Genomic DNA, 25,026 nt, shown 5'->3' with positions numbered 1-25,026 from the left:
CCCTACCGGACCAACAGCAGGATGAAGACCCCCAGGAACAACAGCAGCGCGAGGCCCACGTGGCTCAGCCGGCTCAGCCTCTCCTCGGCGTTCTCGACCTCGTCGAGTGAGGCTCGCCGGAGCCGCGCGAACCCTTCCTGAATCCGCGCGGCCGTCTTCGCCTTCTCCTCCTCTTCGCGGTCCGCCCCCGTCGTCAGCAGGCGCCAGCCCGGCCACAGCACCTTCATCAGCAGCCAGAGTACGTCCCCCGCCGGAAGCACCGGCACGCGCCACGTGCGCCATCGCCGCGAGCGCCACACGACGGCCGCCACCACTCCACCGACGAGCACGGGCCACGCCGCCGAGAACAGATACTTCGGCTCGAGCAGGTGCGGCAGCTCGTCGCGTCCCACCGGTGGCCAGAAGAGCAGCACCGTGTCCACGGCGAGCAGCAGCCCCCACGAAAGCAGCATCCCTCCCGCGCCGGCCTTCCCCTCCTCCGGAGCCTTGGGCACGGTGCATTCCAGGAAGCGCGCCATGATGAGCGTGCTTCCCACGGCGGCCAGGGACAGCAGCGTCGGCAGGGCCTCCGAGGCGTGCGCGGCGGCCTCCGCGGACTTCAACGAGAGCTTCGCCAGCGCCCCGCTCGTCAGCGGCGCCCCCGCGATTTCCAGCGCGCACCACGTCAACCCCACCAGCACCAGCACGCCCCGCCAGCCCCGTCGCCCCGTGGCGGGCAGGAGGCCCGTGCCCAGGAACAACAACCCCTTCGCCAGCGAGTGGTGCACCGAATAGACGAGCACCGCGCCGATGAGCACCGGAGCCGCCTCCGGCGCGCCCAGGGCCAGCCCCACCGCCAGCGTGAGGAAGCCCATCTGGCTGATGCTGGAGTAGGCCAGCACCGTCTTCGCCTCCCGCTGCGTGAGCCCCACCGCGACGCCATAGAAGGCAGCAGTGAGCCCCGCCGCCACGCACACGGTGCCCAGCGTGGGCAGGCTCGCGTGTCCCAGCGGCAGGAAGCGCAGCCAGCCCAGCACACCCACCTTGATGATGGTCCCGCTGAGCACGGCGCTGCCCGGCGCGGGCGCGACTGGGTGCGCCAGCGGCAGCCACATGTGCAGGAGGAGGGCGCCCACCTTGACGCCGAAGCCGACGAGTATCAGCACGCAGATGACATCGCGGTGGGACGACTCCGCCACCACGCGCGGCACCTCGTCGAAGGACAGGTTGACGCGCGTTCCCACCAGGAGGAAGAACGCCGCCAGGAGCAGCACCTCTCCCACCAGGGCCATGCTGATGTAGACGCGGCCCGCCCGCGCCGCCGCCTCGGTGCGCTCATGGACGACGAGCCCGTACGCGCAGAACGTCATCATCGCGAAGAACAGATAGAAGCTCGACACGTCCCACGCGAGCACCGCGCCCACGTTCCCCGTCAGCGTCGCCAGGTAGAAGCCCCAGAACGAGGCGCGGCGCGTGTCCTTGCGCAGATACCCGCGCGCGAACAGGCCGGAGAAGAGCCACAGAATCCCGGTGAAGAGCAGGTACGTCCGCGTCACCTGGTCCGGCGAATACAGCCGCATCCCCAGGAGCATCCACTTCCAGTGGACGCTCACCCCCGTGCCCAACCCCAGCCCCAGCGCCGGAAGCGCGGCCCACGGCGCCAGCGCCAGGCCCAGGCGACGGGTGAGCGGAAGCATCACCGCCCCCGTCAGGACCAGCGGCACGAGCAGGGCCGCGACGACCGCGAGCGAGGCGAGCTCATCCCCTCTCATGGACGGAACTCCCGCTCGGTGAGCAGCCGCGTCCAGCCCAGCGGGCTCAGCTCCGCCCCGGCGAAGAGGCCAGCGGCGAGCGACAGCACGGCCGTGGCCACCGTGGGCAGGAGCAACAACAAGCCAATCTCCCACCGCCGGGGGCTCGGCTTCCATTCCTCGCGCGGGGCCTGGAACCACGCGGAGTAGACGATGGGCAGGAAGTAGCCCGCGTTGAGCAGGCTGCTCGTCAACAGCACCACCACCAGCCAGGGCTGATGCGCCTCCAGCGCGCCGATACCCAGGTACCACTTGGTGATGAACCCGGCGACGGGCGGAATGCCAATCATCCCCAGGGCGCCCACGGTGAAGGCCGCCGTCGTCAGGGGCATCCGACGTCCGACCCCGCGCAGCTCGCTCACGCGGTGCACGTGCAGCTCCTCCGCGTAGTTCCCCGCGCAGAAGAACAGGGTGATTTTCATCACGCCCTGATGCACCAGGTGCACCAACCCGCCAATGGTGGACGCCGTCCCGAAGATGGAGACGCCCAGCACGATGTACGCGACCTGGCTCACCGTGGAGTAGGCCAGCCGCTTCTTCAAGTCGCCCTGCTGGAGCGCGCGCACCGAGCCGTAGAGGATGGTGACGGCGGCGACCATGGCCAGGGGCTGCATCACCCCCAGGTCATGCACCAGGTAGACGCCATACACGTCGTAGATGATGCGGGTGATGCCGAAGGCGCCCGCCTTCACCACCGCGACGGCATGCAAGAGCGCGCTGACGGGAGCGGGCGCCACCATCGCCACCGGCAGCCAGCCATGCAGCGGCACCAGCGCCGTCTTCACCCCGAGCCCCCCTATCAACAGCACGAAGGCGACAATCAGCTCGGTGCGGTGCGCCGCCACGGCGCTCAGCGCGCCTCGCTCGGTGAACTCCACCGCGCCCGCCAGCGAGTAGAGCAGCGCCACCCCCGCCAGCAGCAGCGTGGCACCGGTCAGCGTGTAGCGCAGGTAGACGTTGCCCGCGCGCAGCGCCTCCGGCGTCCCCCGGTGGATGACCAGCGGGTACGTGGACAGCGTGAGCATCTCGTAGAACAGGAAGAAGGTGAGCAGGTTGCCGGCGAGGGCGATGCCCATCGTCGACGCGACACACAGCGAGAAGAAGCCGAAGAAGCGGCTGCGGTGGTCCGTGCCCTCCAGGTAGCCCACCGCGTAGATGGTCGTCACGAACCACAGCACGGCGGACAGGGTGATGAAGAGCAGGCTGAAGGAGTCCGCCCTCAGCACCAGGTCCGCCTTGGGGAAGAAGGTCAGCCGCGTCTCGTACTGGCGCCCCTGGTACACCCCCCACGCCATGACGCCCGTGAGCACCAGCTTGGTGACGGCCGCGAGCAGGTTGAGCAACGTGCGCGTGCGCCGCTGCTCCTCGGCGAGCAGGAAGATGATGAGCCCGGGCAACAGCGAGCTGAGCAGCACGGACAGCGGCAGCCAGGTGTTCGTCATCGCGACGCCCCGATGGCCAGCAAGTCCAACGGGAACCAGGGCACCAACCCCAGGACCAGGGCGATGAGCGCCAGCGCCAGCGGCGCCAGCTCGTTGCCCAGGGGGATGGAGCGCACCGTCACCCCGGGCGGCAGCGGCAGGAACGAGCCGCGGAGGATGCGGAAGACATACGCCGCCGCCATCAGGCTGCCCACCAGCAGCACCAGCCCCCACCACCACTGCCGCGTGCCGATGGCCTCATTCAACAGGAGCCACTTCGCGATGAACCCTCCGCTGGGTGGAATGCCAATCAGGCTGATGCCTCCCAGCGCCATGGCGAGGAACGTGAAGGGCATCCGGTGGGCCAGCCCCTGCACGCCGCCCAGCGCGGTGATGCCCACCGCCTGGTGGATGTTCCCCACCGCCACGAACATGGAGGCCTTCGCTGCGGCGTGGGAGACGACCAGGTAGATGGCGCCCGCGCGGGCCCCGCTCGTCGCCATGGGGAAGACGAGGAACATGTAGCCAATCTGCGCGACGCTCGAATAGGCGACGACGCGCTTGAGCTGCGTCTGGTTCAGCGCCAGGGCCGAGCCCCACAGCACCGCCGCCGCACCGAGCACGCCCAACAGCTGCCCCACCTGCGCGTCCATGACGGGCGCGAAGACCTCCAGCCACAGCCGCAACAGCACGTAGAAGGAGCCCTTCGAGATGAGCGCCGACAGGAGCGCCGTGACGGGCGTGGGCGCGCCCGTGTACGTCGGCGGCAGCCAGACATGGAGCGGGAACAGCGGCGTCTTGAGGCACAAGCCCACCGTCACCAGGCCCGCCGCCACCCACGTCACCGGCCCCGGTTGCACGCGCTGGGCGAGCGTCCCCACATCCAGCGTGGCATGGGCGCCGTACAGCAGCGCGATGCCCAGCAGGTAGCAGAGCGAGCCCGGCAGCGCGAAGAGCAGGTAGCGCAGGCCCGCGTCGAGCCCCGGCAAATCCCTGCGCACCGCGATGAGCGCGACGGCCGCCAGCGTCGTCAGCTCCAGCGTGACGTAGAGGTTGAAGGCATCCGCCGACAGCACCAGCGCGTTGAGCGCGCACCAGACGAACAGCCACAGCGGGAGGAACTCCCGGTCCTCGCGGTCTCCGAAGTGGTCCAGCGCGTGGACGCTGATGAGCGGCCCCACCAGCGCGATGGTGAGCAGCATCAGCGCGGCGAGGCCATCCGCGCGCCACTCGATGCCCAGGGGGGCACCCCACCCGCCAATGGACTGATGCAGCACGCCCTGATGGGCCACCTCCCACGCGAGCATCGAGGAGGCCATGAGCGTGGCCACCGACGCCACGCCCGCGACCAGGCGCACGCCCGGGCGCCCCACCAACAGCGCCAGCACCGCCCCCAGCAGCGGGAGGATGACCGGCCACACCATCAAGGCCGCCACGCTCGTCATGGACCTTCCCCGTCGGAGCGGGGCTCGTGCTCGGGGAGGTGGGTCGCCTCGGCCTGGAGCCGGGCCATGCGGCGCGCCAGGGCCACGCCCAGCGCCGTGGAGCTCACCGACACGACGATGCCCGTGAGCACCAGCGCGTGGGGCACGGGGTCCGGCGGGCCCGAGGACATGCGCCGCGCCAGGGCGACCAGGACGAGCAGCACTCCGGAGCCGGTGATGTTCGAGGCGAGGATGCGCTTCACCACGTGCTGATGCGAGAAGAGGCCCACCAGCCCCACGCTGAACAGCGCCACTCCCGACAGGGCGTAGAGGGCCCACGGATTCATCGCTCGCCCCCTCGCCCCGCCCTCGAGGGACGCGTCCCCGGGAAGAACATCAGCAGCACCATGGCGATGGTGACCGTCAGGGCCATCTCCACGATGAAGATGAGCGTGCCGGCAAGCTTCTCCGGCAGCTCCAGGAGGCGCCGTCCGGAGAGCAGCGGCGCCACCCCCACGCCGATGAACAGCAGCGGGCCGGTGAGCAGCGCCCAGCGCACCCGGAGCGAGGACATGCGCGGCGTTCCCATCCGGCTCGTGAGAATCGCCACCACCCCACCTCCCGCCAGGATGGCGCCCGCCTGGAAGGCCCCGCCCGGCCCGTGGTCACCCACCCACACCAAGTAACCCGCCACCAGCAGCAGCGCGGGCGTCATCATCCGGAACAGCTCGCCCGTCAGGGGGTCCTTCGCCGCATCGGACGAGGCCCGCTCGCTGCGCGGATTCACCGCCCGGGCCCCCAGCGCGGCCACCAGCAAGACGGCGATCTCCAGCAGCGTGTCGTAGCCCCGGAAGTTCAGCAGCACCGCCGTGACGGGGTGCTTCACCCCGCTGTCCTCCCGCCGGGCCTCCACCTCCGGGCCCAGGCCCGGGCTGTCGGCCGGCAGCGCGAGCACGGCCCAGCCGAGCAGGAGCGTCAGCGCGGCCGTGGCCAGCAGCGCCCAGGGCCTGCGCCGGGCTCGCGCGCGGACATCCGGCGGCGTCTCCTCCGTCCAGCTCAGCGTGTGCATCAGCAGCGCGCCGGTGAGGCCCGTGCCCACCGCGGCCTCCACCAGCGCGATGTCCGGCGCATCCAGCCGCGCCCAGCCCAGCGCGGACAGCAGGCCGAAGGCGACGAAGAGCACCACCGCCTGGGACAGCGACTCGGTCCTCAGCACCAGCCAGGCCAGCAAGGGCAGACACAGCGCGAGGCATCCATCCAGCAGCACGTCCGTCATGGCTCCCGCCGCCCTCCGGAGGGCACGGCGCCCCTGCGGAGCGCCGCGCGCGCGATGAGCTGACAGGTGAAGGCGCTGGAGATGAGGACGAAGAGCCAGACGAGGAACAGCTTGAGCGCCGTGGCCCACGAGGCGGACTGGAGCGCCAGCCCCGCCACCACCAGCCCCAGGCCCAGGTTGTCGACCTTGGTGAGCGCATGCAGCCGGCAATACACGTCCGGGAAGCGCAGCACGCCCACCGTCCCCGCCAGACAGAAGGCGGCGCCCGCCAGGAGGAACGCGGCGGAGAGCAGCTCCAAGGGACTCACGGGCGCGGCTCCTCGTCAGAGGCCGCGCTGGCGCCGTTCGCTTCATTCCCCACCGCGAAGCGCACGAAGGCCACCACCGTGACGGGCGCCAGCAACGCGAACACGAGCGCCACGTCCCGCAGCGCGTCCCTGCCCGCGTCCGCCGCGAGCAGCACGAGGACGCCCACGCCCGTCGTCCCGAAGAGCTGCGCCACGATGAAGCGGTCCGTGAGCGTGGGTCCGCGGATGACTCGCACCATGCCGGCGAGGATGTTCAAGAGCAGGAAGCAGGCCAGGCCCGTGCGCAGCTCATGCATGGGCGGGCTCCGGGGGAGGAATCCCCAAGCCGAAGAGTCGCGACACGCGCCACTCCAGGTTCTCGAGCTCGTGGTGGATGCCCTCGCCCCGGTCCACGAGCGAATGCACCACCAGCTCGTCCCCGAGCACATCCGCGTTCAGCGTGCCCGGCATCAAGCTGAGGGTGATTCGGAACACCGTCTGGGGGGCGCCCTGAGGCAGGCGCATCCGATAGCGGACGAACACCGGGGAGATGGGCAGGCTCGGCGCCAGCGCGCGGCGCGCCACGTCGAAGCCTCCGTGGACGGAGCCCGCGAGGAAGAAGCCGGCGAACCGCAAGACTTCCGTGAGCCGCCACCCGTAGCCTCGGGGCGGACTCAAGAGGAAGCTCACCACCGACACCGTCAGGACGACGGGCAGGCCGAAGGTGAAGCTCTTCGGGTCCCCGTCACACAGGGCCCACCACGCCACGCTCACGAAGACGACGCGCGCCACCGCGCTCTTCCATGCGCCCGCACGGAACCAGGACCCCACCTTGCGGAGCCCTCCCGTGTGTCCCTGTTCTTGACCCGAATCCCCTGTCTCCACGGCCGAGGACCCTAGTGCCAGGTCCACGGTCGCGTCGGGCCGAGTCGGCCCGCACGCCTCGCTCGACGCATATCGGACACAGCGCCACCAGCACGATTGTCGACAGGTCGACGCCCGAGCCCGGGGGAATCCCTCTCAAACACAGACATCCACGAGCCCACCCTCCCCCGTCTGGGGGGCTCCAGCCCCACTCCCCAGGGCGTGGAGGCGCACGATGGCGGCGGCTAGATTGCCACCACCGCCGTCATCCCCTGGGAGCCACGATGAGCATCATCACGACGAAGGACGGAGCACGCATCTATTACAAGGACTGGGGCCAGGGTCGGCCCGTCGTCTTCAGCCACGGCTGGCCGCTCAGCTCCGACAGCTGGGACGAGCAGCTCTTCTTCCTCGCCTCCAACGGCTTGCGCTGCATCGCGCATGACCGCCGGGGCCATGGCCGCTCCACCCAGACGTGGGGCGGAAACGACATGGACACCTATGCCGACGACCTCGCGGCGCTGCTGGACACCCTGGACGTGAAGAACGCCATCCTCGTCGGCTTCTCCACCGGCGGCGGCGAGGTGGCCCGCTACATCGGCCGCCATGGCACGAAGCGCGTGGCCAAGGCGGTGCTCGTGGGCGCGGTGCCGCCGCTCATGGTGAAGACGGCCGCCAACCCGGGCGGACTACCGCTGGAGTCCTTCGACGGCATCCGCGCGGGCGTGCTCGCCGACCGCTCCCAGTTCTTCAAGGACCTCACGACGCCCTTCTACGGCGCCAACCGGCCGGGCTCGAAGGTCTCCCAGGGCGTGCGCGACGCGTTCTGGCTCGCGGGCATGCAGTGCGGCCTCAAGCCGGCCTACGACTGCATCAAAGCGTTCTCCGAGACGGACCTCACGGAGGACCTCAAGAAGTTCGACGTGCCCACGCTCATCATCCACGGCGACGACGACCAGATTGTCCCCATCGGCGCGTCGGCGCACCTGTCGTCCAAGCTCGTCAAGGACTCCACGCTGAAGGTCTACGCCGGTGCACCGCACGGCCTCTGCGTGACGCACCGGGAGCAGTTCCACTCGGACCTGCTCGCCTTCGTGAAGGCCTGACGGCTCCACGCTGTCTCAGGGCACGCCCACGCGGATGACCTGGGTGGTGGAGGCGCTCACGCCCTTGGCATCCGTGGCGGTGAGGGTGACGGTGTAGCGGCCCACGCCCGCATAGCGGTGCTCCAGGTACGCCGCGTCGGACGTGGTGCCGTCGCCAAACTCCCACCGGAAGCGCTGAATCCAGCTCCCCGGCTCCGTCGTCGTGCTGGTGGTCGCATCGAGGAACACGTCCAGCGGCGCGGTGGCTCCGGAGAAGGGACCGCCGGTGATGCGCGGCACGGGGCGCGGTCCTCCACTGCTCGAAGGCGCGCGCAGCCTGCGCACCGTCGACGCCCCCTGGTCCACGACGAGCACGTCTCCCCCCGACAGCGCGGCGATTCCCGTGGGCAGGCTGAACGTCGCCTGCTCCGCCGCGCCGTCGCGCGCCCCATGCGCCCCCGTCCCCGCGTAGGTGCGCGCCTGTCCGCCGACGAGCGCGCGGATGCGCTCGTTGCCCGTGTCCGTCAGCAGCAGCCTCCCCTCCACATACGCCGCGCCCAGCATGGGCAGGAACAGCGCCGCGCCGCCCGCGCCGTCCGCGAAGCCGCCCGTGACGGCGCCGGCCACGGTGGACGTGGTGAAGCTGGCATCCATCGCCACCCGGCGGATGAGCCGGTTGCCCGTGTCCACCACCCACAGCGCGCCCCCACCGAAGGCCACCGCCGTTGGCCGGTGGAAGCGGGCCTGACTGGCGGGGCCGTTGGTGCTGCCGGAGCCCCGGGCGCCAATCACCGTGCTCACCCTCCCTTCCGGAGAGATGCGCGCGAGCCGGTGGTTGAAGGTGTCCGTCACGTACAGGTCCGCGCCAGCGAACGTCACACTGCCAGGCGTCTGGAAGCGCGCGGCGGTGCCCACGCCGTCGGCCTTGCCCTGTCGGCCATCCTTCGCTCCGGCGAAGGTGCTCACCGTCCAGCTTCCTCCCCGGGAGATGCGGACGATGCGGTGGTTGCCCGTGTCCGCCACGTAGAGCGTGCCGTCCGGGGCGATGGCGATGGACTGCGGCGAGCGGAGCGCCGTCGTCGCGCCCGGCCCCTCCCCCACGCCCGGCAATCCCGTGCCGGCGATGGTGGTGACGGTGCGCGCCTCGTCGTTGGCGATGCGCCTCACCACGTGGTTGCCCGTGTCCGCGATGAACACCGTCCCCGTCCCGTCCACCGCCACGCCCACGGGCCTGCGGAAGCGCGCCTGCGTCGCGGGGCCATTCACCAGGCCCTCCTGGAACGCGCGCCCGGCGAACGTGGAGACGCCCGCGGACTGGCCCGTGCGGTCCACCGGCCGGGGGCTCTCCGCGCCGAACGTATCCCCGTCGAGCGTGGGCAGCAGCCCCGCCTTGCGCATGACGTTGTCGGTGATGCGCTGCACGCGCAGGTCCGCGAAGTGGGGATGGGACAGCCCTTGGGACCAGGAGATGCCACCACTGGAGAAGACGAACGCGCCGGAGGGCGCGGCGTACAGGCCGGAGGTGTGCCAGTTGGGCTCGCCCTTGTTGCTGATGGCCGGCGACTGCGCCAGCGGGATGAAGCCGGGCGGCCCCGCGCCGTTCGTCCACGCGCGGTCGATTTCATAGCCGACGACGGAGGGGATGGAGTCGCCCTGCGCGAGCCCCGTACCGGCGAAGGGCCACGCGCCCGGCGTCTGCACGACGTACGGCTGGGGAATGATTCCCCACGCGTCGGACATCACCCCCACCAGTCCGTTCTCCGGCTCACCGAGCAGCGCGTTGCGCCAGCGCACGGTGACGAGCGGTGTGCCGGCCAGCGGGTCCTCCGCGCGGGCCTCGTCCTTGTAACAGACCTGCTTGCGCCGCGACGCGCCCGCGCTCGACGACTCCAGGCGGATGAGCCAGCAGCTCGTGTCACTGCCGAGGAACGCCAGACTCACCCCCGACGCCAGCGCCGCGTCCACCGCCGTCCGGGCCGGTCGGGACCAGTACTCGTCATGCCCCGCGGAGATGAACAGCCGCTGTCCCAGCAGCAGCGAAGGGTCCCTGTCCACGTCGACGTTGGTGACGTAGGACAGCTCGTAGCCCTTCGACTCCGCCCACATCACGAAGTAGTGCGTGGCGTAGAAGTACTCGCCCGCGCCATTGCCATCCACATAGGGCCGGTCAAACGAGACGACCTTGGCGTGGCCTCCGGACAACCCCAGGGAGGTGGAGTAGAGGCTCTCTCCGCCCCACGCGTTGTAGGCCTGGAAGGTGGTGAACGGAATCTGGAGGACGCCCGTGTTCTTCCGCTCGTCCGCGCGCACGACGAAGATGACGTAGGACTGGGGCCCGTCGTCGCGCCGCAGCTTGAGCAGATAGACGCCGCTGGGCCAGCTCGCCTGCGTGGGGACGGTGAAGCTGGTGGGCCAGCGGCACTCGACCAGACCCGTCGTCCGGTCCGCCACGGGCGTGGGCTGGGGGCCGATGGTGACGGGGCCTCCGGATGCCAGCTTCCGGGAGCCCGTGCCCCCGTAGTAGCCCATGCGGTACAGCTCCCAGCGCACCGGGCGCGCGCCGTCCGTCCGGACATGGATGTCGATGGACTCTCCGCGCTGCACGCTGGTCGCACCGGCGTACCCCTCTAGCTGGGCCCCCGTGGCGGGCTGACTCAGCATCCACTCCGTGGTGCCAGCTCGACGTGCCTCTTCTTCCGCCGGTGTGACGGACATCACTCCCACCATCGTCAGGACGATTGCCAACCCCATGAGCGCGTTCCTCCCACGCCGGTTGTCATCGCCCGCCGAATCCCTCTCAACCTGACCGCGTGCCCAGTGGGCGCCCGAGAACAATGGCGCTCGCGTCTGTGCCAGGGCCGACGCGGCGAATGTCTGACATGGCCCGTCCGCGCGAGTCCTCACTCGCGGCCAGGTGGCGGCACCCCACGTTTCCTGACCTGGAGCCACTCAGGGTTTTCCACGACGCGGGGTGGGTCCACGAGGCGCTTTCGTTGAGTGGCTGACCGGAGGGCAGGCGGGCCCGGTCCTCGCGCGTGGGGCGCCTGGCCTACAATCCGCTGACCATGTCCAAGACGGTCCTCACTCGAAACAATGTGCAGGTCGTCGGTCGGGGCGACGACGTGCTCGTGCTCGCCCACGGCTTCGGCACCAACCAGACCGCCTGGCGCAACCAGGTGCGTGCCTTCGAGGACACGCACCGCATCGTCCTGTTCGACCATGTGGGCGCCCAGGGCTCGGACCTGGAGGCCTACAGTCCGCACCGCTACGCTGGCCTGGAGAGCTACGCGCTGGACCTGATTGAAGTGCTGGAGGCCGTCCAGGCGCGCGACGTGTTCTACGTGGGCCACTCCATGAGCGGGATGATTGGCCTGCTCGCGGGACTGGTCCGTCCGGAGCTCTTCCGCGGCATGGTCTTCATCAGCGCGTCCCCGCGCTACATCAATGCCCCCGACTACCGGGGCGGCTTCGAGCGGCCGGACATCGATGCGCTCTACGAGACCATCGAGAAGCACTTCGACGCGTGGGCCAGCGGCTTCGCGCAGGCCGCGGTGGGGCCCTCCGCCACGCCCGAGGTGGTCAAGGCCTTCTCCGAGTCCCTCATCGCCCTGCGGCCCGACATCGCCATCGGCGTGATTCGCATCATCTTCGAGTCCGACTTCCGCGAGCAGGTCACCCGACTGAACGTCCCCTCCTGGGTCGTCCAGCCGCTCCACGACTTCGCCGTCCCCAACCACGTGGGCGAGTACCTGGCGAAGAGCCTGCCCAAGGGACAGCTTCACTACGTCCCCAACCAGGGCCACCTGCCGCACATGACGGCGCCCAACGAGGTCAACGCGCTCATCGCCCAGGCACTCGCCGCCGCTTCGTGAGCCTGCTGGAGGAGGATGCGTCCACTCCCGGGGGGACTTCCGTACCGTCCCCCGTGGATTCTTCGGTGACGGAGCTGATGGTGGCCTCGGTGCAGGCCCTGTCGGTTCGAGATGGTGGACAGCTCGCGCGGGTGCTGGAGGTGGTGCGTCAGGCGTGTCACGCGGACGTGGCCGTCAGCCTGCGCAGCATCGACGCCGTCACCGTGTTCGAGCTGGCGGGCACTCCCGCCGCGCGCCCCCGGCTGGCCCACCTGGGAGAGGCCCTCTTCAGGGGCGTGCTGGGAGAGACGCAGTGGTGCTTCTTCCACCCGAGTCCCCAGGACCTCGGCCTCCCGGAGCCGCTGCGCGGGGCGATGGCCGTGCTGCCGTGGCAGTCCGTCGATGACCGCAAGGGCGCCCTGCTCCTCTTGCGCCATGGCACCACTCCCTTCACACCCGCCGAGCACGCCGCGCTGCGAGCGCTGTCCGGCCTGCTGCTCACCGCCGCGCGCGAGTGCGATTTGGAAGGCGCGACGGAGACGCTGCGCGCGCGCGTGGACGCCATCACCGACGCGGTGCCCTGCGGGCTCGTCTTCCTGGAGCAGAACCGCGTGGAGACCTGGGTGAACAAGCCGGGCGCCCTCCTCTTGGGGCTGCCGGAAGGCCAGGTGCCCGCCCACCTCATGTCCCGCGCCATGGCCGCCCTGCGCGAGCGCGCGACGAACCGCGCTCAAATCGATGAGCGGATGGCGCGCATGTTCGACGGCAGCCAGCCCGAGCTGCGCAACATGCGCTGGCGCTTCGAGTCCCCGCACCAGACGCTGTCCGTCTCCTGCGTGCCCGCGCGCCGGGGCTCCGCGCGCGGCCGGCTGTGGGCCTTCCTGGACGTCACCGAGGCGCAGGACGCGCTGTCCGCCATGGGCGAGAAGAACGTGGCCCTGGACGCCGCGCGCGCGGAGGCCGACGCCGCCAACGCCGCCAAGTCCAGCTTCCTGGCCAACATGAGCCACGAGATTCGCACGCCCATGAATGGCGTGCTCGGCATGGCGCAGCTCCTGCGCGAGACGTCGCTCACCGAGGAGCAGCAGGAGTGCGTGGACGTCATCCACACCAGCGGCGACTCGCTCCTGCGCCTCATCAATGACCTGCTCGACTTCTCCAAGATTGAAGCCGGCGCCTTCGAGCTGGACAGCCAGTCCTTCTCGCTGCGCCAGAGCCTCAAGGAGTGCCTGGGACTGCTGAGCCCGCAGGCCGCGAAGCGGGGACTCACGCTGCGCCACTCGGTGGACGAGGACGTACACGACGCGCTGCTCGGCGACAAGTCGCGGCTGCGGCAGGTGCTCGTCAACCTGGTGGGCAACGCGCTCAATTTCACCCACGAGGGCGGTGTCACCGTCCACGTCTCACGCGGCGACACGGGCCCGGACGCCGAGGCGAAGCGCCGGCCCTTGCGCTTCACCATCCAGGACACCGGCATCGGCATCCCCGCCGAGCGGATGGACCGCCTCTTCCGCTCCTTCAGCCAGGTGGACGCGTCAACGAGCCGGCACTACGGCGGCACGGGCCTGGGGCTCGCCATCAGCCTGCGGCTGGCGGAGATGATGGGCGGCACCATCCGCGTCCAGAGCACCGTGGGGGTCGGCTCCACCTTCACGCTCGAAGTCGTGCTCCGGGAAGGCCAGGTGGTGCCCCTCCGGCCCGCGGCCGAGCTGGACGTCACCCTGGGCCAGCGCCTGCCGCTGCGAATCCTCCTGGTGGAGGACAACCCCGTCAACCAGAAGGTCGGCCTGCGCCTGTTCAAGAAGCTGGGCTACGACGCCGACATCGCGGGCAACGGCGAGGAGTCCCTGAGCGCGCTGGAGCGCGAGTCCTATGACGTCGTCTTCATGGACGTCCACATGCCCCAGATGGATGGCCTGGAGGCCACGCGGCGCATCCGCGCCGATGCGCGGCGCTATGGAAGTCCTCGCATCATCGCGATGACGGCCAGTGTCATCCAGGGAGACCAGGAGCTGTGCCTCCAGGCGGGCATGAACGACTTCGTGACCAAGCCCGTGGAGGTGGGGCTGCTCGTGGCCGCGCTGGAGAACGCGGCGGAGGCGCCGCGCTTCGAGCCGCCTCCCGCGCCCCCGGCCGTCTCCTTCGACACGACGGCCTTCCAGCGGCTGGAGCTGCTCACCGGCTCGGACCGGGGCGAGCTGACCACCCTGGTGCGCGACTTCCTGCGCAACGCCGACAAGCACCTGGCCTCGTTCCGCGGGGCCCTGGAGGAGCGGGACGCGGAGGCGCTGACGCGACACGCGCACAGCCTGCGCTCCAGCGCGGCCCTGTTCGGCGCGGCCCGCCTCTCCCGCACCTGTGAGGAGCTGGAGGCGCGCTCGCAGCGGGAGCCTCCTGAGCGACTGGGCGCGCTCGTGGACTCGGCCCTCCGGGACTTCGACGAGGCAAGGCTTGCCCTGGAAGAGGCGGTGCCCGAGGTCCACTCCGCGGGGGCTCCCCCCTCGGACACCAGCGCCTGAGTCACCCCGTCATCGCGGCGAAGTCCCCAGCCGTCAGCGCATCCAGCCTCGCATCGGGCATCTCCACCACGCGCCCCAGCAGCCGCCGGAAGTCCTCCGAGAGCCGCTCGACCTCGGCGGGCTGGAACACGTCGGAGGCGTACTCGAAGGCGCCTCGCAGGCGCCCCTGGTCCTCGCGCATGAGCAGCGTCAGCTCATGGCGCGCCGTGCCCGGCACCGACGCATCCGGCGTGTCCGACAGCAGCGTGCAGCACAGGCCAGGGATGGCCACCTCGAAGGCGGCCGCGTTCTCGAACACGCAGGCGACCTGCACCGCCGGAGACTCGCCCCGCGCGTCGCGGACCTGTCGCACCACCTCGTCGAACGGCAGCTCCTGATGACTCAGGTCCTCCGTGGTGTGCGAGTGGTGCCTGGCGAGCAGCTCCCGGAACGTGGGGGTGCCCGTCAAGTCACACCGGAGCGCCACGGTGTTGGCCAGACAGCCCACCACGTCGCGCAGCTCGCGCCGCCCCCGGTTGGCCACCACGGTGCCCAGCAGCAGGTCCTCCTGGCCCGCATGACGGCGCAGCAGCACGGCGAAGGCGGCCGAGAGCGCGGTGAACAGCGTGGTGCCCTCCCCCCTCGCCAGCGCCTTCCAGGCCGCCGTCAGGGCCACGGGCACGTCGAAGCAGACCAGCCCGCCCTGTCGCGGCTCCTCGGCCCTGGGCCTTCGCGACGTCAGCGTCAGGGCCGGCACCCCCTCCAGCCGCGCGCGCCAGTACTCGCGCTGCCGCGCCGCCGCCTCGCTGTCCAGCCAGTCCCGCTGCCACCTCGCCACGTCCACCCACTGACGCGAGGGTGACGCCAACGGCGACGGCACCCCCGCATGGAAGACGCGATACAGCGACGCCAGCTCCCGATTGAACACTCCGAGCGACGGCCCATCCGTGATGAGCCGATGCTGCGTCACCAGCAGGACATGCGCCTGGTCCGCCAGCACGACCAGCGTCGTGCGAATCAGCGGGCCTGACTCGAGGTCGAACGGCGCGCGGCCCCGCGCAGCGAAGAGTGTCCGGAAGGACGCGGAGCGCAGCGCCTGCTCCGCGCCGCCGTCCTCTTCCGCGCGCAGGTCCACCACGGGCAACTCCACCCGGAGCGACGACGCCACCTCCTGCGTCAGCCGCCCGTCCTGCTCGCGGAACGTCGTCCGGAACGACTCGTGGCGTCGCACGATTTCTTGGAGGCTGAGTCTCAGCGCTTCGACGTCCAGGGGACCGTCGAATCGCAGACCGAAATGGACGTGGAAGCGCGCACTGCCCCGCTGGAGGGTGTCGAGGCGCCAGACACGCTGCTGCCCCGGGGACACAGGCGGCGTCTCATTGGAGGACACCCGCGCCGCTCCGGACTCGCTCGGAGCCGACAGGGCGAACAGCGCGTCGGGGGAGGCCAGCGCGCGCGCCAGGGCCTCGATGGTGCGCTGCTGCCAGAGGAAGGACAGGGTGAGCGGCAAACCCAACCATTGTTCCAAATCATGCGCCAGGCAGATGGCCCCCAGGGAGTCCAGCCCCTGCTCGACGAGGGGGCGCCGGGTGTCGATGGACGCCGCGGGCATCTGCCAGTGCAGCGCGAGCCACTCCACCACCCAGCCCTCGATGGTCACATTGTGAGCAGGCAGCCGGGATTCGAATTTCACGCAAGCACTTCCACTCCATTGGAGGTGCGTGCGTGGAGTGACAACGTCAAGGAGCGCTTCCAGGAGGCTGCCCTTCAGGCGTGCACGAGCAGACGAGCGCGCCCTGCCGGGCGTCACCTGCCAATCCTTTGGCCCCGCGCGCCCACAGCGACTTGCCGCATGGGCCTGGGCGGCCGGGCCGTGAAGTCGTTGTGGGGTGTTTCACTTTTACAACGGACGACACGGATACCGAGACGCGTCATCCCACTCTGCTAGGCTCGCGCGCCTTCAGAGGTTTCCCCTGCGCACACGCATCACGACAGGCGCCTTCCGGGCACTGGGTACGGCCGCCCTGCTCTTCCTGCTGCCATGGGTCGTCTATGGCAGCGCCATCTCGCTGCCCTACGGCCTGCGAGACGACTACGCGATTCAGCGCGAGGCCCGCGAGGAGCCCGGGAAGATCCTGCGGGTGTGCGGCGCCATGGGCCGTCCGCTGTATGGCTGGCTCCTGGAGCGCTCCACGCGGGAGACGGACGGCGTGGAGGGCCTGAGCGGCCTCAGGGCCCTGGGCGTGCTGGGGCTGGCCCTGCTGTCGCTCACGCTCCATCTGCTGTTCCGGGCCGAGGGGTGGCGACGGGCTCACGCCGCGCTGCTCGCCGCGTTCCTCACGGTGATTCCCTCCGCGCAGGTGCTGGCGAGCTGGAGCATCTGCTGGCCCCAGGCGGTGGCGCTGCTCGCGAGCGCCCTGGCCTTCGCCCTGGCCCGACGGGGACTGGGGCCTTCCGCGAGCGGGACGCGGCGCTGGCCCTGGTGCGTGGGCGCGGTGGTGGCCCTGGCCGCGTCGACGCTCATCTATCAAGCGAGTGGTCCGTTCTACGCGGTGCTGCTCGCGGCGGCGCTGGTGACGCGGCGGTTCGACGACGTCCGGACGCCGGCGCGCTGGCTCGCCAGCCACCTGTTCGTCGTGGGCGGGGGCCTGGGGCTCGCCTATGTCATCACCCGGCTGACCTTCTGGCTGGGGCTCTTCACGCCGTCGCCGCGCATGGTGCTGGAGCGGCACTTCGTGGACAAGGCGGTCTGGTTCGTCACCCAGGTGCTGCCCAACGCGCTGGCGCTCAACGCGCTCAACGACACGGACGCCGCGCCCTCCGGTGGCTACTGGCCCATGGTGGGCGTGACGCTGGCGGTGCTCACGCTGGGGCTCGTCGTCGAGGGACGGCGCGCGGGACGCGTGGGCGTGGGGACGTGGGTGATGGCGCTGGTGGGCCTGTCGGGCGTCGCGTACTGCGCCAGCCTGCTCGCCAGCGAGCGGTGGCCCACGTACCGGACCCTCTATGCCCTCACCGGCGTGTGGAGCGTGTTCTTCTTCGCCGCCGTGGTGAAGCTGGGAGAGCGGTGGCCCACGCGGGGGCCTCGCGTGGCGGTGGCGGTGCTGGGCGGCTTCGTCGCGGTGAGCGCCCTGCTCGCGCACCTGCAGTCCGTGGAGCTGTTCGCGCGGCCCCAGGGCCGGGAGCTGGAGCTGATGCGGCAGGGAGCCGCCGCCATCATCCCCGAGCGCAAGCCGCGCGTCTTCGTCCTCACCGCGCGGCAGGGGGACTCGTCGGCATCCCAGCGCTACCTGGACGAGTTCGGCTCCGTGTCGGTCGACACCGAGTGGGTGGCCAAGGAGCTGCTCGCCACCGTCGTCCGGGAGCGCTTCCCCCTGGAGCGAGACCCCCAGTCGCTCTACCGCTTCGCCGCGGGTGCGGTCCTTCCGGAGGCGCGCGCCTACGACATCCTCGTCGACATGCGCCAGGCGCGGCGGGTGCCCCTCCAGCTCGCCCGTTGAGCAGCGGCCACCGCGCACCTGAACCGAAATTCCCCCGTTGACGCCGGGGCACCGGGCCGGGCATGCCACCGGTCCGTGCCCTCCTACGAACAGATTTTCGAGAACAACCGTCGCTGGTCCGCAGACAAGACGAAGGACGACCCTCGGTACTTCGAGCGGCTGTCCTCGGAGCACAACCCCGAGTACCTCTACATCGGCTGCTCCGACAGCCGGGTGCCCGCCAACGAAATCATGGGCGTGGAGCCCGGGGATGTCTTCGTCCACCGCAACGTCGCGAACCTGGTCAACAACGTCGACCTGAACGTGATGTCGGTCATCAACTACGCGGTGCGCCACCTGTCGGTGAAGCGCATCGTCGTCTGCGGCCACTACGGCTGTCAGGGCGTGAAGGCCGCCATGCAGCCCCGGGATTTGGGCATCCTCAACCCGTGGCTGCGCAACGTGCGGGACGTCTACCGGCTCCACAAGGCGGAGCTGGACGCGCTCACGGACCCGGAGGCCCGCTACGCCCGGCTGGTGGAGCTCAACGTCACCGAGCAGTGCTTCAGCATCGTCAAGACGGCCGCCGTGCAGCGCACCTATCTGGAGAAGGGCTTCCCCACCGTGCACGGCTGGGTGTTCGACATGCGCACCGGCCTGCTGAGGGACTTGGAGCTGGACTTCCCCAAGCTGCTGCGCGACGTGCAGGAGGTCTACAACCTCATGGACAAGGACCCGACTTCCTAGCGGGCGGCCTCCGTCGTGTCGCAGCGCGATGAGGGGTCCACGCGGGGGGAGCCACTGCCCGGAAGTGGGATTGCCAGGGCTCGGGACATTCTTGGGACAGGGCAGCGAGTCACTTGTTATCAGTGACTTGGAAGTCTTCCGGTTTTTACACACCCCCTGGAAGACAACACCAACATGCTCTCCTCCCCCTCTCGTCGAGCAGTCTGGCTTGCCGTGTTCCTCCCGCTGCTTGGAGCCTGCGGTCCCACCTCCCTGCCCGAGGAAACCCCGCCTCCTCCCATGACAGCGGAGGAACACCTCCAACTGAGCACGCTCGTCGCACCAGGAAGTGTGTGGCGCTACCGCGATACGGGCGTGGACCCGGGCGCGGGCTGGACGGCCGCGGGCTACGCGGACACGGCGTGGAAGCAGGGCCCCGCGCAGCTCGGCTACGGTGACGGCGACGAGGCCACGGTGGTCTCCTACGGCCCCAGCACGTCGTCGCGCTACGTGACGACGTGGCTGCGCAAGACGTTCACCGTCGCGGACCCGACGCGGGTGAGCAACGTGGTGCTGCGGCTGCTGCGCGATGACGGCGCCATCGTCTACCTGAACGGTCAGGAGGTCCTTCGCAGCAACCTGCCCGCCGGAGCGGTGACGGCGTCGACGCTGGCGAGCACCGTCATCGCCGACAGCGCCGAGCTGACATGGCACAGCGTCTCCGTCCCCGCCACGGCGCTCACCTCGGGCACCAACGTGCTCGCGGTGGAGGTGCACCAGTCCACGCTCAACTCGTCGGACCTGAGCTTCGATTTGGAGCTGACGGCGGACCTCGCCGCCGCGCCCGCCACGCCGTGCTGGCCGCTGGACTTGCCGGCCCTGAGCACGCTGCGCGCGTCGCCGAAGAAGGTCTTCGCGCACTACTTCTCGCCCTACCCGCTCTCCCTCGACAACCGGGAGCCGTCGGTCGACTACTACGCGCGGCACTACCTGGTGCCCACCGGGGAGAACTCCAAGTTCGCGTACTGCGGCGGCCTCCTCAAGCAGCGGCCCCTGCCCCAGGCGCCCCGAGCGTCCGGCGTGGACTACGAGCTGGCGAACTTCGAGCTGGAGGTGCGCCGCGCCTCGGCGCTGGGCCTGGACGGCTTCACCTACGACATCCTCAACCACACCGGCACGCACTGGAACCGCCTGCTGAAGCTGTTGCAAGCCGCGAGCAACGTCGACAGCGGGTTCCGCATCGTCCTCATGCCGGACATGACCTCCACGTACTCGGGCACCGACGCGGAGGCGCTGACGGCGTTCGTGAACTCCATCGCCTCGGTGGCCTCGCACCCGGCGGTGTACCACCTGGAGGACGGGCGGCTGCTGCTTTCGCCGTACTACGCGGACAAGCGCACGCCGCAGTGGTGGGCCTCCGCCATTCAGGCCCTCCAGACGCGCGGAATCCCCTCGGCGCTGTGGCCCGTGTATGTCAATCCGTGGGTGGCGCAGACGAACGCGCTCAAGGCGGTGGTGCCGCTGCATGGCACGTCCACCTGGGGCAGTCGGACGCTCTCCGGGGCCTCGGGACAGTTGGCCCACCCCGGCACGGCGCACGGCATGGGGCTCCAGTGGATGGCGCCGGTGGCGCTGCAGGACTCGCGGCCCAAGGACCTCGTCTACACAGAGGCGAACAACTCGCAGGCGCTCCGGGCCCTGTGGGGCGCGGCCATCCAGGGCGGCGCGGACTGGGTGCAGCTCATCACCTGGAATGACTATTCGGAGGCGACGGAGTTCTCCCCGTCCTCCGGTACGCAGTGGGCGGCCTTCGACCTGACTGCGTATTACACCGCCTGGTTCAAGACAGGCGTGCAGCCGCCCATCGTCCGGGATGCGCTGTATTACTTCCACCGGCGGCACTCGACGAGCGCGGCGCCGGACCTGACGAAGCAGAGCGCCGTCTACCGGCTGGTGAATGGCGCGGCCGCGGCGAACGAAATCGAGCTGCTCGCGTTCCTGACGGCGCCCGCGACGCTGGAAATCGAGCTGGCGGGCGGCGTGCAGCGAACGAATGTGGCGGCGGGAATCCAGTCGTTCCGCGTCCCGCTCCAGCAGGGCACGCCGAGCTTCCGGCTGGTGCGCGGCGGCGCCACGGTGGCGTCCGTGACGAGCGCCTTCCCCATCAACAACACCATCGTCTACCAGGACATGCTGTACCGCGCGGGTGGAAGCCTCTCGTGTGACCGCTCGCCCTTCTTTCCCTGACGCAAGTCGCGGGTGAGCAGTGCGACCAGGGTCGGCCGTTGAACATCGACGGCCGGCCCTGCCTGATGCTTTCGAGCCGCGTGTCTAGCTTTGAGCCACCCGATATCCATGGGAGTGGCCAGATGCAAGACAAGGGTTTCGTCCTGAGCCGGTGGTCCCGGAGCTGTGTGGTGGCAACGCTGTGCGCGGGCCTGTTCGCGGGCTGCGTCGGTGACGGTGGCGGTGAGTCCCCGGTGCCGGGGGACGGCGCACGGCCCGCCTCCACCTCGAAGGCCCTGACCACGCTTCCGCCGCGCGTCGGGCTGACGTTGCAGGACATCCAGGATGCGGGCTCGAACCTTCCCTACTGCCGGCTGCTCAGGACCTATCTGACGCCGCAGGTTCTCCAGGCGTACTACTCGGACCAGGGCTTCGACGGCTGCGTCGTCGCGTGGATTGGCGACACCGGAGAGAGCGTGGAGGTGAACTCGAACTACGCGGAGGATGTCTACCGCGTGTATGTGAAGCGCGCGGGGCCCGAGCTCCAGACCACGGTGTTCCACATGCTGGGAGATGGAGTGGGCCCGGTGGATGTGCGATTGGGAGGGCCTCCGTTGAGCGCCGTCAGCACGTTCACCCTCGCCCTGGATGCACGGGGCTACCCCATCGTCGCGTGGCTCAAGCGGACCACGGTGCACCTCCCCAACGTCGTGCTGCGCGCGGCCCGCTGGGATGGACAGCGGTGGTTGCCCATGGGCGACGAGCTGAACGAGGTCGACTCACCCGACTCGGTGGCGTTCAACCCCCAGCTGAGCTGGAGCGCGGAGGACCGCCCCGTGCTGACCTGGGATGAGAGCGTGAACGGCGGCACCCTGCACGTCCAGCGGACGTGGGATGGGAGCATCTGGAAGTAGTTACGCCGGCGGCCCCTGGCATACTCCGGAGCTGGCCAGTTGTCCCCCCTGGCTCGCCAGCTCGAAAGGACGCAGCCCTGCGACTCCATGCCTGCGCGGCACTTCTGCTCTTCCTCTCGGCGTGCGCTACGTCTGCACCGAGTCCCACGAAGCGCATGTCCCGGAACCCACGGCTCGCCAACCTCCAGCGAGCGGCCACTCTGCCCTGGCGAGACGGGGGACGGTGCGCCGTCCGGGAGGCTTCCCAGCCATGGCCCGTGTTGGCGGAGCGGTGCTTTCAAGCCATCAACCATGACCGGATCCGGTTCAATGACCCGACCGGAAGGTGCTCCGTCGCCTCCGCGGGCGCGGCTGTCCTGGGAGTCGGCCTCTGTATCCTGGCCGCTCCCGAATTCGCCGTGGGAGCGGTGATCATCGTTGGCGCGGTGGTGGTGGGAGTCGTCATCAAGGAAGCGCTGGCTGCATACGAGCTGAGCGGAGGCAGTCAGGAAGAGGTAGAGCCTGTGGCCCAAACGAAGGCCACTTCGAGTGGCCTCTCCGCGAATCGGAATCCCAAGCTGGAACCATCAGGGCAGGACTGGTTCCCCCCGGTGCCAACCGAGCCCATGGAGCGCGAGCGTCACCCCAGGTGCAAGGCCATTCCGGTCAAGCATCGAGGTGGAGACGACGCACATGACCAGTGCGCCGACAGGTTTCCACCCAACCGCTACCCTGGGATGGACGTGCTCGTTGACACCAAGTACTTCGACGCCCTGCAAGTCGGCGCGCGCGTGTTGTGGGAGATCAAGACCGACCGATTCGACACCTACAGTGACTTCCTCAAGGAGCAGGTGGTCGAGAATCAAGTGGCGGAACTGCGGCAAGAGCACGCGATCGCGGCGTCCTGTGAGTATGATTTCGTCGTAGGAGTGAGCACCGAAGAGCACAAGGATGCGCTGGAGCTTGAGGCGCGCGAACTCAAGATCGTCGTCACGGGGTGCAAGCGATGACTCAGCGCAACCCCCTCGCCATCATCGTCTACGCACCCGCGCTGGTGGACAACGATGCTCGCTCGCTCACCATCGTCCAGGGGATGGAACGGGCGTTTCCCGGTTTACGTCTGGAGTGGAGGCTCTCCAAGGAAGGGCAGCCTCTCCCCTTGCCTCAGCGCGATGCCTGGATCACGGAAGAGACGAGGAAGGGGAGATTCCCGCTGGTATGCAATGGCGACGAAAGCTTCCCCGTGACGATCTCGGGGTTGCAGATCCTCGCGAGCCAGGCGCCTGGGGGCCAACCACTTCTGGATGTCCATGCCAAATTGCCACTCGACAAGACCGTGATTGGGGTCTCGGTGGATGTGCTTGAGAGTGTGGCGGAGGGGGCGCAGGCGTTCTGGGGGCATGCGACGCCCTTCCGTGCGGGAGTAGAGATCTCACGGCAGACGATCGACCCCGTGCACAAGCCGGGGATTCCGCCCCGGGGCCTCCCGGCGCTCAAGTTCGCGGTGAAAATCGGCTCACCTGCGATTCCGTACTACCTGGGATGGATCAACTACTGGTCGCCAGCCTCCGCTCACGCCATCGGGTTTCCAGACCCCACTCGCGACGCAGAGCTGCTCTCACGAGCGCGGCGCACTGCGACGGGGGGCTGGCTCGTGCAGCTCACAGAGGCACCGCTCGATCTCGACAACCCCGCCCACCTCGATGCGCTCCTCCGCGCCTATGAGCGCTTCCCAGCGATAGGCGGGCGCGCGGTGCCTTGAGCATCCACGGCGTCACGCCTCGCATGCTTGCGAGGGTGGGGCCGCGCTACTTCGCCGTGGGGCGGAGCTTCACCAGTCGCGACTTGTCCAGCTTCGCGACGACACCGACGCTTCGCCCCGCGAGGTTGGCGACGACGTACTGCACGCTCGTCCCCATGACCTGCGCGCTCTCCGAGAGCGTCAGCCCATAGTCCTGCTCCAGCCACTGCGTCAGGCCACTGGTCGCCAGGCGCAGCGCATCATCCAGGGAGCCCGCCTGCCCGAGCACCATGAGGTGCGTGGGCGACTCCACCCGGGGCATCGACGGCGCCTTGCCGCGCACGACGTCCACCGTCAGCTCCACCTCCATCGAGGTCTCCAGCGCGAACTGCGACGTCTCTCCGTCGCCCTGCGCGGCATGGGCATCGCCCAGATAGAGCAGCGCCCCCGGCTGGGAGACGGGCAGGTAGACGGTGTTGCCCTCCACCACCTCGTTGAAGTCCATGTTCCCGCCGAAGCGCCCCGTGTCCCCCGTGGAGATGGCGGGCATCCCGAAGCCCGGCGCCACCGCCAGTCCTCCCAACATGGGCCGCAGCGGCACCGTGAAGTCCTTCAGGCTCTCCGTCGGCGTCTCCGGGTGCGCGACGCCCTTCTCCCAGTCCAGCGTCCAGCGCACGGGCTTGCCCAGCCCCGTCGCCTTCGCCGCCAGCACGGGCGTCATCGCCCTGCCGACGATGCTGTCGAGACTGTCCGCCGAGCGCCGGTTCAAGCGCAGACGCTTCAGGTGGATGACCAGCATGTCCCCGGGCCGCGCGTCCCCGATGAAGAACGGCCCGGTCTGCGGATTTCCGTAGAGCGCCCGGGTGACACCCTGCTCATCCACGCCCCCCGAGTCGAGCGTCGTTGTCTTGAGCGTGTCGCCGGACCAGAGCGTCAGCACCGGCTCGCGCGTCGCGGAGAACTCGTTGGACCAGGTGGTGGGCTTGAACTCGTGGCGGCGCGGAGGGCCGGAGGGTCGCTCGGCAATCCTCCGGGCGGTGAAGGCGTGCTTCACCCGCGCCTGCGCGTTGTTGGTGTCGGGCATGTCCGCGGTGCCCCGCATCGTGTCCCCGCTCACCTTGCCCGTGAAGGTGGAGAGCGCCTTGCGGGAGTCCGTGACGGTGAAGCGGACGTCCTGCCCCGTCCGCTCGCCCTCCAGCACGTCGCCGTCGAACTCTCCGCCCAGACGCTTGCTTGTCCGCTCCAGCGTCATGGCCTGGTAGAGCGGGTTGCCCCAGAGGTCCGTCGTGACGACCCACTGCTCCTTCACGGGAGCCTGAGCGAACACCAGCGAAGGGACACAGCAGAGGAGCAACGTCACGGCGAGTCGGGTCATGGCGGAGGGCACCATGCCATCCAGGTCCACCCCACGCACCCTCCAAGCGAACCAGACGTCGCTGGACATGGAGGGGCTTCACGCTAGCGT

20 protein-coding genes are annotated in these 25,026 nt (G+C 69.7%); 9 read left to right on the top strand and 11 right to left on the bottom strand.

Annotated features, from left to right (window positions below; translation table 11 throughout):
• Positions 1-2: 2 nt before the first annotated feature.
• Genes LZ199_RS27940 through LZ199_RS27905 form a run of 8 tightly spaced genes read right to left on the bottom strand, consistent with a single transcriptional unit; the run spans position 3 to position 7,029 of the window.
• On the bottom strand, positions 3-1,751 hold the full coding sequence (locus tag LZ199_RS27940; protein WP_253996820.1) for a complex I subunit 5 family protein: 1,749 nt from the start codon (positions 1,749-1,751) through the stop codon (positions 3-5).
• On the bottom strand, positions 1,748-3,232 hold the full coding sequence (locus LZ199_RS27935) for a monovalent cation/H+ antiporter subunit D family protein (protein WP_253996819.1): 1,485 nt from the start codon (positions 3,230-3,232) through the stop codon (positions 1,748-1,750). Before LZ199_RS27935 ends, LZ199_RS27940 begins: the two co-directional genes overlap by 4 nt.
• Complete coding sequence (locus LZ199_RS27930; RefSeq protein WP_253996818.1) at positions 3,229-4,656, bottom strand: complex I subunit 5 family protein; 1,428 nt, start codon at positions 4,654-4,656, stop codon at positions 3,229-3,231. Before LZ199_RS27930 ends, LZ199_RS27935 begins: the two co-directional genes overlap by 4 nt.
• The gene (locus LZ199_RS27925; RefSeq protein WP_253996817.1) at positions 4,653-4,982 is read right to left on the bottom strand and encodes a cation:proton antiporter subunit C; all 330 of its coding nucleotides are present in this window, start codon (positions 4,980-4,982) and stop codon (positions 4,653-4,655) included. The genes LZ199_RS27930 and LZ199_RS27925 overlap by 4 nt, the downstream gene beginning before the upstream one ends.
• The gene (locus tag LZ199_RS27920) at positions 4,979-5,911 is read right to left on the bottom strand and encodes a hydrogenase subunit MbhD domain-containing protein (RefSeq protein ID WP_253996816.1); all 933 of its coding nucleotides are present in this window, start codon (positions 5,909-5,911) and stop codon (positions 4,979-4,981) included. Before LZ199_RS27920 ends, LZ199_RS27925 begins: the two co-directional genes overlap by 4 nt.
• Entirely contained in the window at positions 5,908-6,219 is a 312-nt protein-coding gene (mnhG, locus tag LZ199_RS27915; RefSeq protein WP_253996815.1) for a monovalent cation/H(+) antiporter subunit G, read from the bottom strand. The genes LZ199_RS27920 and mnhG overlap by 4 nt, the downstream gene beginning before the upstream one ends.
• Positions 6,216-6,515, bottom strand: coding sequence for a monovalent cation/H+ antiporter complex subunit F (locus LZ199_RS27910; RefSeq protein WP_253996814.1), 300 nt, complete (start codon positions 6,513-6,515; stop codon positions 6,216-6,218). Before LZ199_RS27910 ends, mnhG begins: the two co-directional genes overlap by 4 nt.
• Complete coding sequence (locus LZ199_RS27905; protein WP_253996813.1) at positions 6,508-7,029, bottom strand: Na+/H+ antiporter subunit E; 522 nt, start codon at positions 7,027-7,029, stop codon at positions 6,508-6,510. Before LZ199_RS27905 ends, LZ199_RS27910 begins: the two co-directional genes overlap by 8 nt.
• A gap of 317 nt (positions 7,030-7,346) precedes the next feature.
• Between LZ199_RS27905 and LZ199_RS27900 the strand changes: the two genes are divergently transcribed.
• Positions 7,347-8,168 (top strand): alpha/beta fold hydrolase, encoded by an 822-nt coding sequence (locus LZ199_RS27900; protein WP_253996812.1) that lies wholly within the window; start codon positions 7,347-7,349, stop codon positions 8,166-8,168.
• 15 nt (positions 8,169-8,183) lie between these two features.
• Here LZ199_RS27900 and LZ199_RS27895 read toward each other — a convergent pair whose 3' ends face one another.
• Positions 8,184-10,898: a N,N-dimethylformamidase beta subunit family domain-containing protein gene (locus tag LZ199_RS27895; RefSeq protein ID WP_253996811.1), complete on the bottom strand. Its 2,715-nt coding sequence runs from the start codon at positions 10,896-10,898 to the stop codon at positions 8,184-8,186.
• Between the two features lie 314 nt (positions 10,899-11,212).
• Here LZ199_RS27895 and LZ199_RS27890 point away from each other — a divergent pair, with 314 nt between their 5' ends.
• Together LZ199_RS27890 and LZ199_RS27885 are read left to right on the top strand one after the other, a co-directional pair.
• On the top strand, positions 11,213-12,019 hold the full coding sequence (locus LZ199_RS27890; RefSeq protein WP_253996810.1) for an alpha/beta fold hydrolase: 807 nt from the start codon (positions 11,213-11,215) through the stop codon (positions 12,017-12,019).
• Between the two features lie 65 nt (positions 12,020-12,084).
• Positions 12,085-14,517 carry an ATP-binding protein gene (locus LZ199_RS27885; protein ID WP_253996809.1) on the top strand — a complete coding sequence of 811 codons (2,433 nt, stop codon included), beginning with the start codon at positions 12,085-12,087 and terminating at the stop codon, positions 14,515-14,517.
• 1 nt (position 14,518) lies between these two features.
• On the opposite strand, the gene LZ199_RS27880 is transcribed toward LZ199_RS27885, so the two are convergent.
• The gene (locus LZ199_RS27880; RefSeq protein ID WP_253996808.1) at positions 14,519-16,189 is read right to left on the bottom strand and encodes a condensation domain-containing protein; all 1,671 of its coding nucleotides are present in this window, start codon (positions 16,187-16,189) and stop codon (positions 14,519-14,521) included.
• Between the two features lie 196 nt (positions 16,190-16,385).
• Here LZ199_RS27880 and LZ199_RS27875 point away from each other — a divergent pair, with 196 nt between their 5' ends.
• The 6 genes from LZ199_RS27875 (at position 16,386) to LZ199_RS27850 (ending at position 23,582) form a co-directional block, all read left to right on the top strand.
• The gene (locus LZ199_RS27875) at positions 16,386-17,996 is read left to right on the top strand and encodes a glucosyltransferase domain-containing protein (protein ID WP_253996807.1); all 1,611 of its coding nucleotides are present in this window, start codon (positions 16,386-16,388) and stop codon (positions 17,994-17,996) included.
• Between the two features lie 75 nt (positions 17,997-18,071).
• Positions 18,072-18,722 (top strand): carbonic anhydrase, encoded by a 651-nt coding sequence (locus LZ199_RS27870; protein WP_253996806.1) that lies wholly within the window; start codon positions 18,072-18,074, stop codon positions 18,720-18,722.
• Positions 18,723-19,001: 279 nt separating this feature from the next.
• A complete protein-coding gene (locus tag LZ199_RS27865; RefSeq protein WP_253996805.1) occupies positions 19,002-20,948 on the top strand; it encodes a glycoside hydrolase family 71 protein in 1,947 nt (648 codons plus the stop codon).
• A gap of 122 nt (positions 20,949-21,070) precedes the next feature.
• On the top strand, positions 21,071-21,841 hold the full coding sequence (locus LZ199_RS27860; protein WP_253996804.1) for a hypothetical protein: 771 nt from the start codon (positions 21,071-21,073) through the stop codon (positions 21,839-21,841).
• A 155-nt stretch (positions 21,842-21,996) separates the two neighbouring features.
• Positions 21,997-22,830 carry a DUF6310 domain-containing protein gene (locus LZ199_RS27855; protein WP_253996803.1) on the top strand — a complete coding sequence of 278 codons (834 nt, stop codon included), beginning with the start codon at positions 21,997-21,999 and terminating at the stop codon, positions 22,828-22,830.
• The gene (locus tag LZ199_RS27850; protein ID WP_253996802.1) at positions 22,827-23,582 is read left to right on the top strand and encodes a DUF5953 family protein; all 756 of its coding nucleotides are present in this window, start codon (positions 22,827-22,829) and stop codon (positions 23,580-23,582) included. Before LZ199_RS27855 ends, LZ199_RS27850 begins: the two co-directional genes overlap by 4 nt.
• A 46-nt stretch (positions 23,583-23,628) precedes the next feature.
• Here LZ199_RS27850 and LZ199_RS27845 read toward each other — a convergent pair whose 3' ends face one another.
• Positions 23,629-25,005 (bottom strand): acetamidase/formamidase family protein, encoded by a 1,377-nt coding sequence (locus LZ199_RS27845; protein ID WP_253996801.1) that lies wholly within the window; start codon positions 25,003-25,005, stop codon positions 23,629-23,631.
• Between the last annotated feature and the right edge of the window lie 21 nt (positions 25,006-25,026).

Origin of the sequence: Myxococcus qinghaiensis (genome assembly GCF_024198215.1) — a bacterium.
Lineage (GTDB): Bacteria > Myxococcota > Myxococcia > Myxococcales > Myxococcaceae > Myxococcus > Myxococcus qinghaiensis.
Note: the sequence above shows the minus strand (reverse complement) of the source record. Positions and strands in the feature narration are given on the sequence as shown.

What these genes read in the sequence shown, in the direction of transcription:
- LZ199_RS27940 (WP_253996820.1), bottom strand. Translation starts at nt 1,751, where the DNA reads ATGAGAGGGGATGAGCTCGCCTCGCTCGCGGTCGTCGCGGCCCTGCTC.
- LZ199_RS27935 (WP_253996819.1), bottom strand. Translation starts at nt 3,232, where the DNA reads ATGACGAACACCTGGCTGCCGCTGTCCGTGCTGCTCAGCTCGCTGTTG.
- LZ199_RS27930 (WP_253996818.1), bottom strand. Translation starts at nt 4,656, where the DNA reads ATGACGAGCGTGGCGGCCTTGATGGTGTGGCCGGTCATCCTCCCGCTG.
- LZ199_RS27925 (WP_253996817.1), bottom strand. Translation starts at nt 4,982, where the DNA reads ATGAATCCGTGGGCCCTCTACGCCCTGTCGGGAGTGGCGCTGTTCAGC.
- LZ199_RS27920 (WP_253996816.1), bottom strand. Translation starts at nt 5,911, where the DNA reads ATGACGGACGTGCTGCTGGATGGATGCCTCGCGCTGTGTCTGCCCTTG.
- LZ199_RS27910 (WP_253996814.1), bottom strand. Translation starts at nt 6,515, where the DNA reads ATGCATGAGCTGCGCACGGGCCTGGCCTGCTTCCTGCTCTTGAACATC.
- LZ199_RS27900 (WP_253996812.1), top strand. Translation starts at nt 7,347, where the DNA reads ATGAGCATCATCACGACGAAGGACGGAGCACGCATCTATTACAAGGAC.
- LZ199_RS27895 (WP_253996811.1), bottom strand. Translation starts at nt 10,898, where the DNA reads ATGGGGTTGGCAATCGTCCTGACGATGGTGGGAGTGATGTCCGTCACA.
- LZ199_RS27890 (WP_253996810.1), top strand. Translation starts at nt 11,213, where the DNA reads ATGTCCAAGACGGTCCTCACTCGAAACAATGTGCAGGTCGTCGGTCGG.
- LZ199_RS27865 (WP_253996805.1), top strand. Translation starts at nt 19,002, where the DNA reads ATGACAGCGGAGGAACACCTCCAACTGAGCACGCTCGTCGCACCAGGA.
- LZ199_RS27860 (WP_253996804.1), top strand. Translation starts at nt 21,071, where the DNA reads ATGCAAGACAAGGGTTTCGTCCTGAGCCGGTGGTCCCGGAGCTGTGTG.
- LZ199_RS27855 (WP_253996803.1), top strand. Translation starts at nt 21,997, where the DNA reads ATGTCCCGGAACCCACGGCTCGCCAACCTCCAGCGAGCGGCCACTCTG.
- LZ199_RS27850 (WP_253996802.1), top strand. Translation starts at nt 22,827, where the DNA reads ATGACTCAGCGCAACCCCCTCGCCATCATCGTCTACGCACCCGCGCTG.
- LZ199_RS27845 (WP_253996801.1), bottom strand. Translation starts at nt 25,005, where the DNA reads ATGTCCAGCGACGTCTGGTTCGCTTGGAGGGTGCGTGGGGTGGACCTG.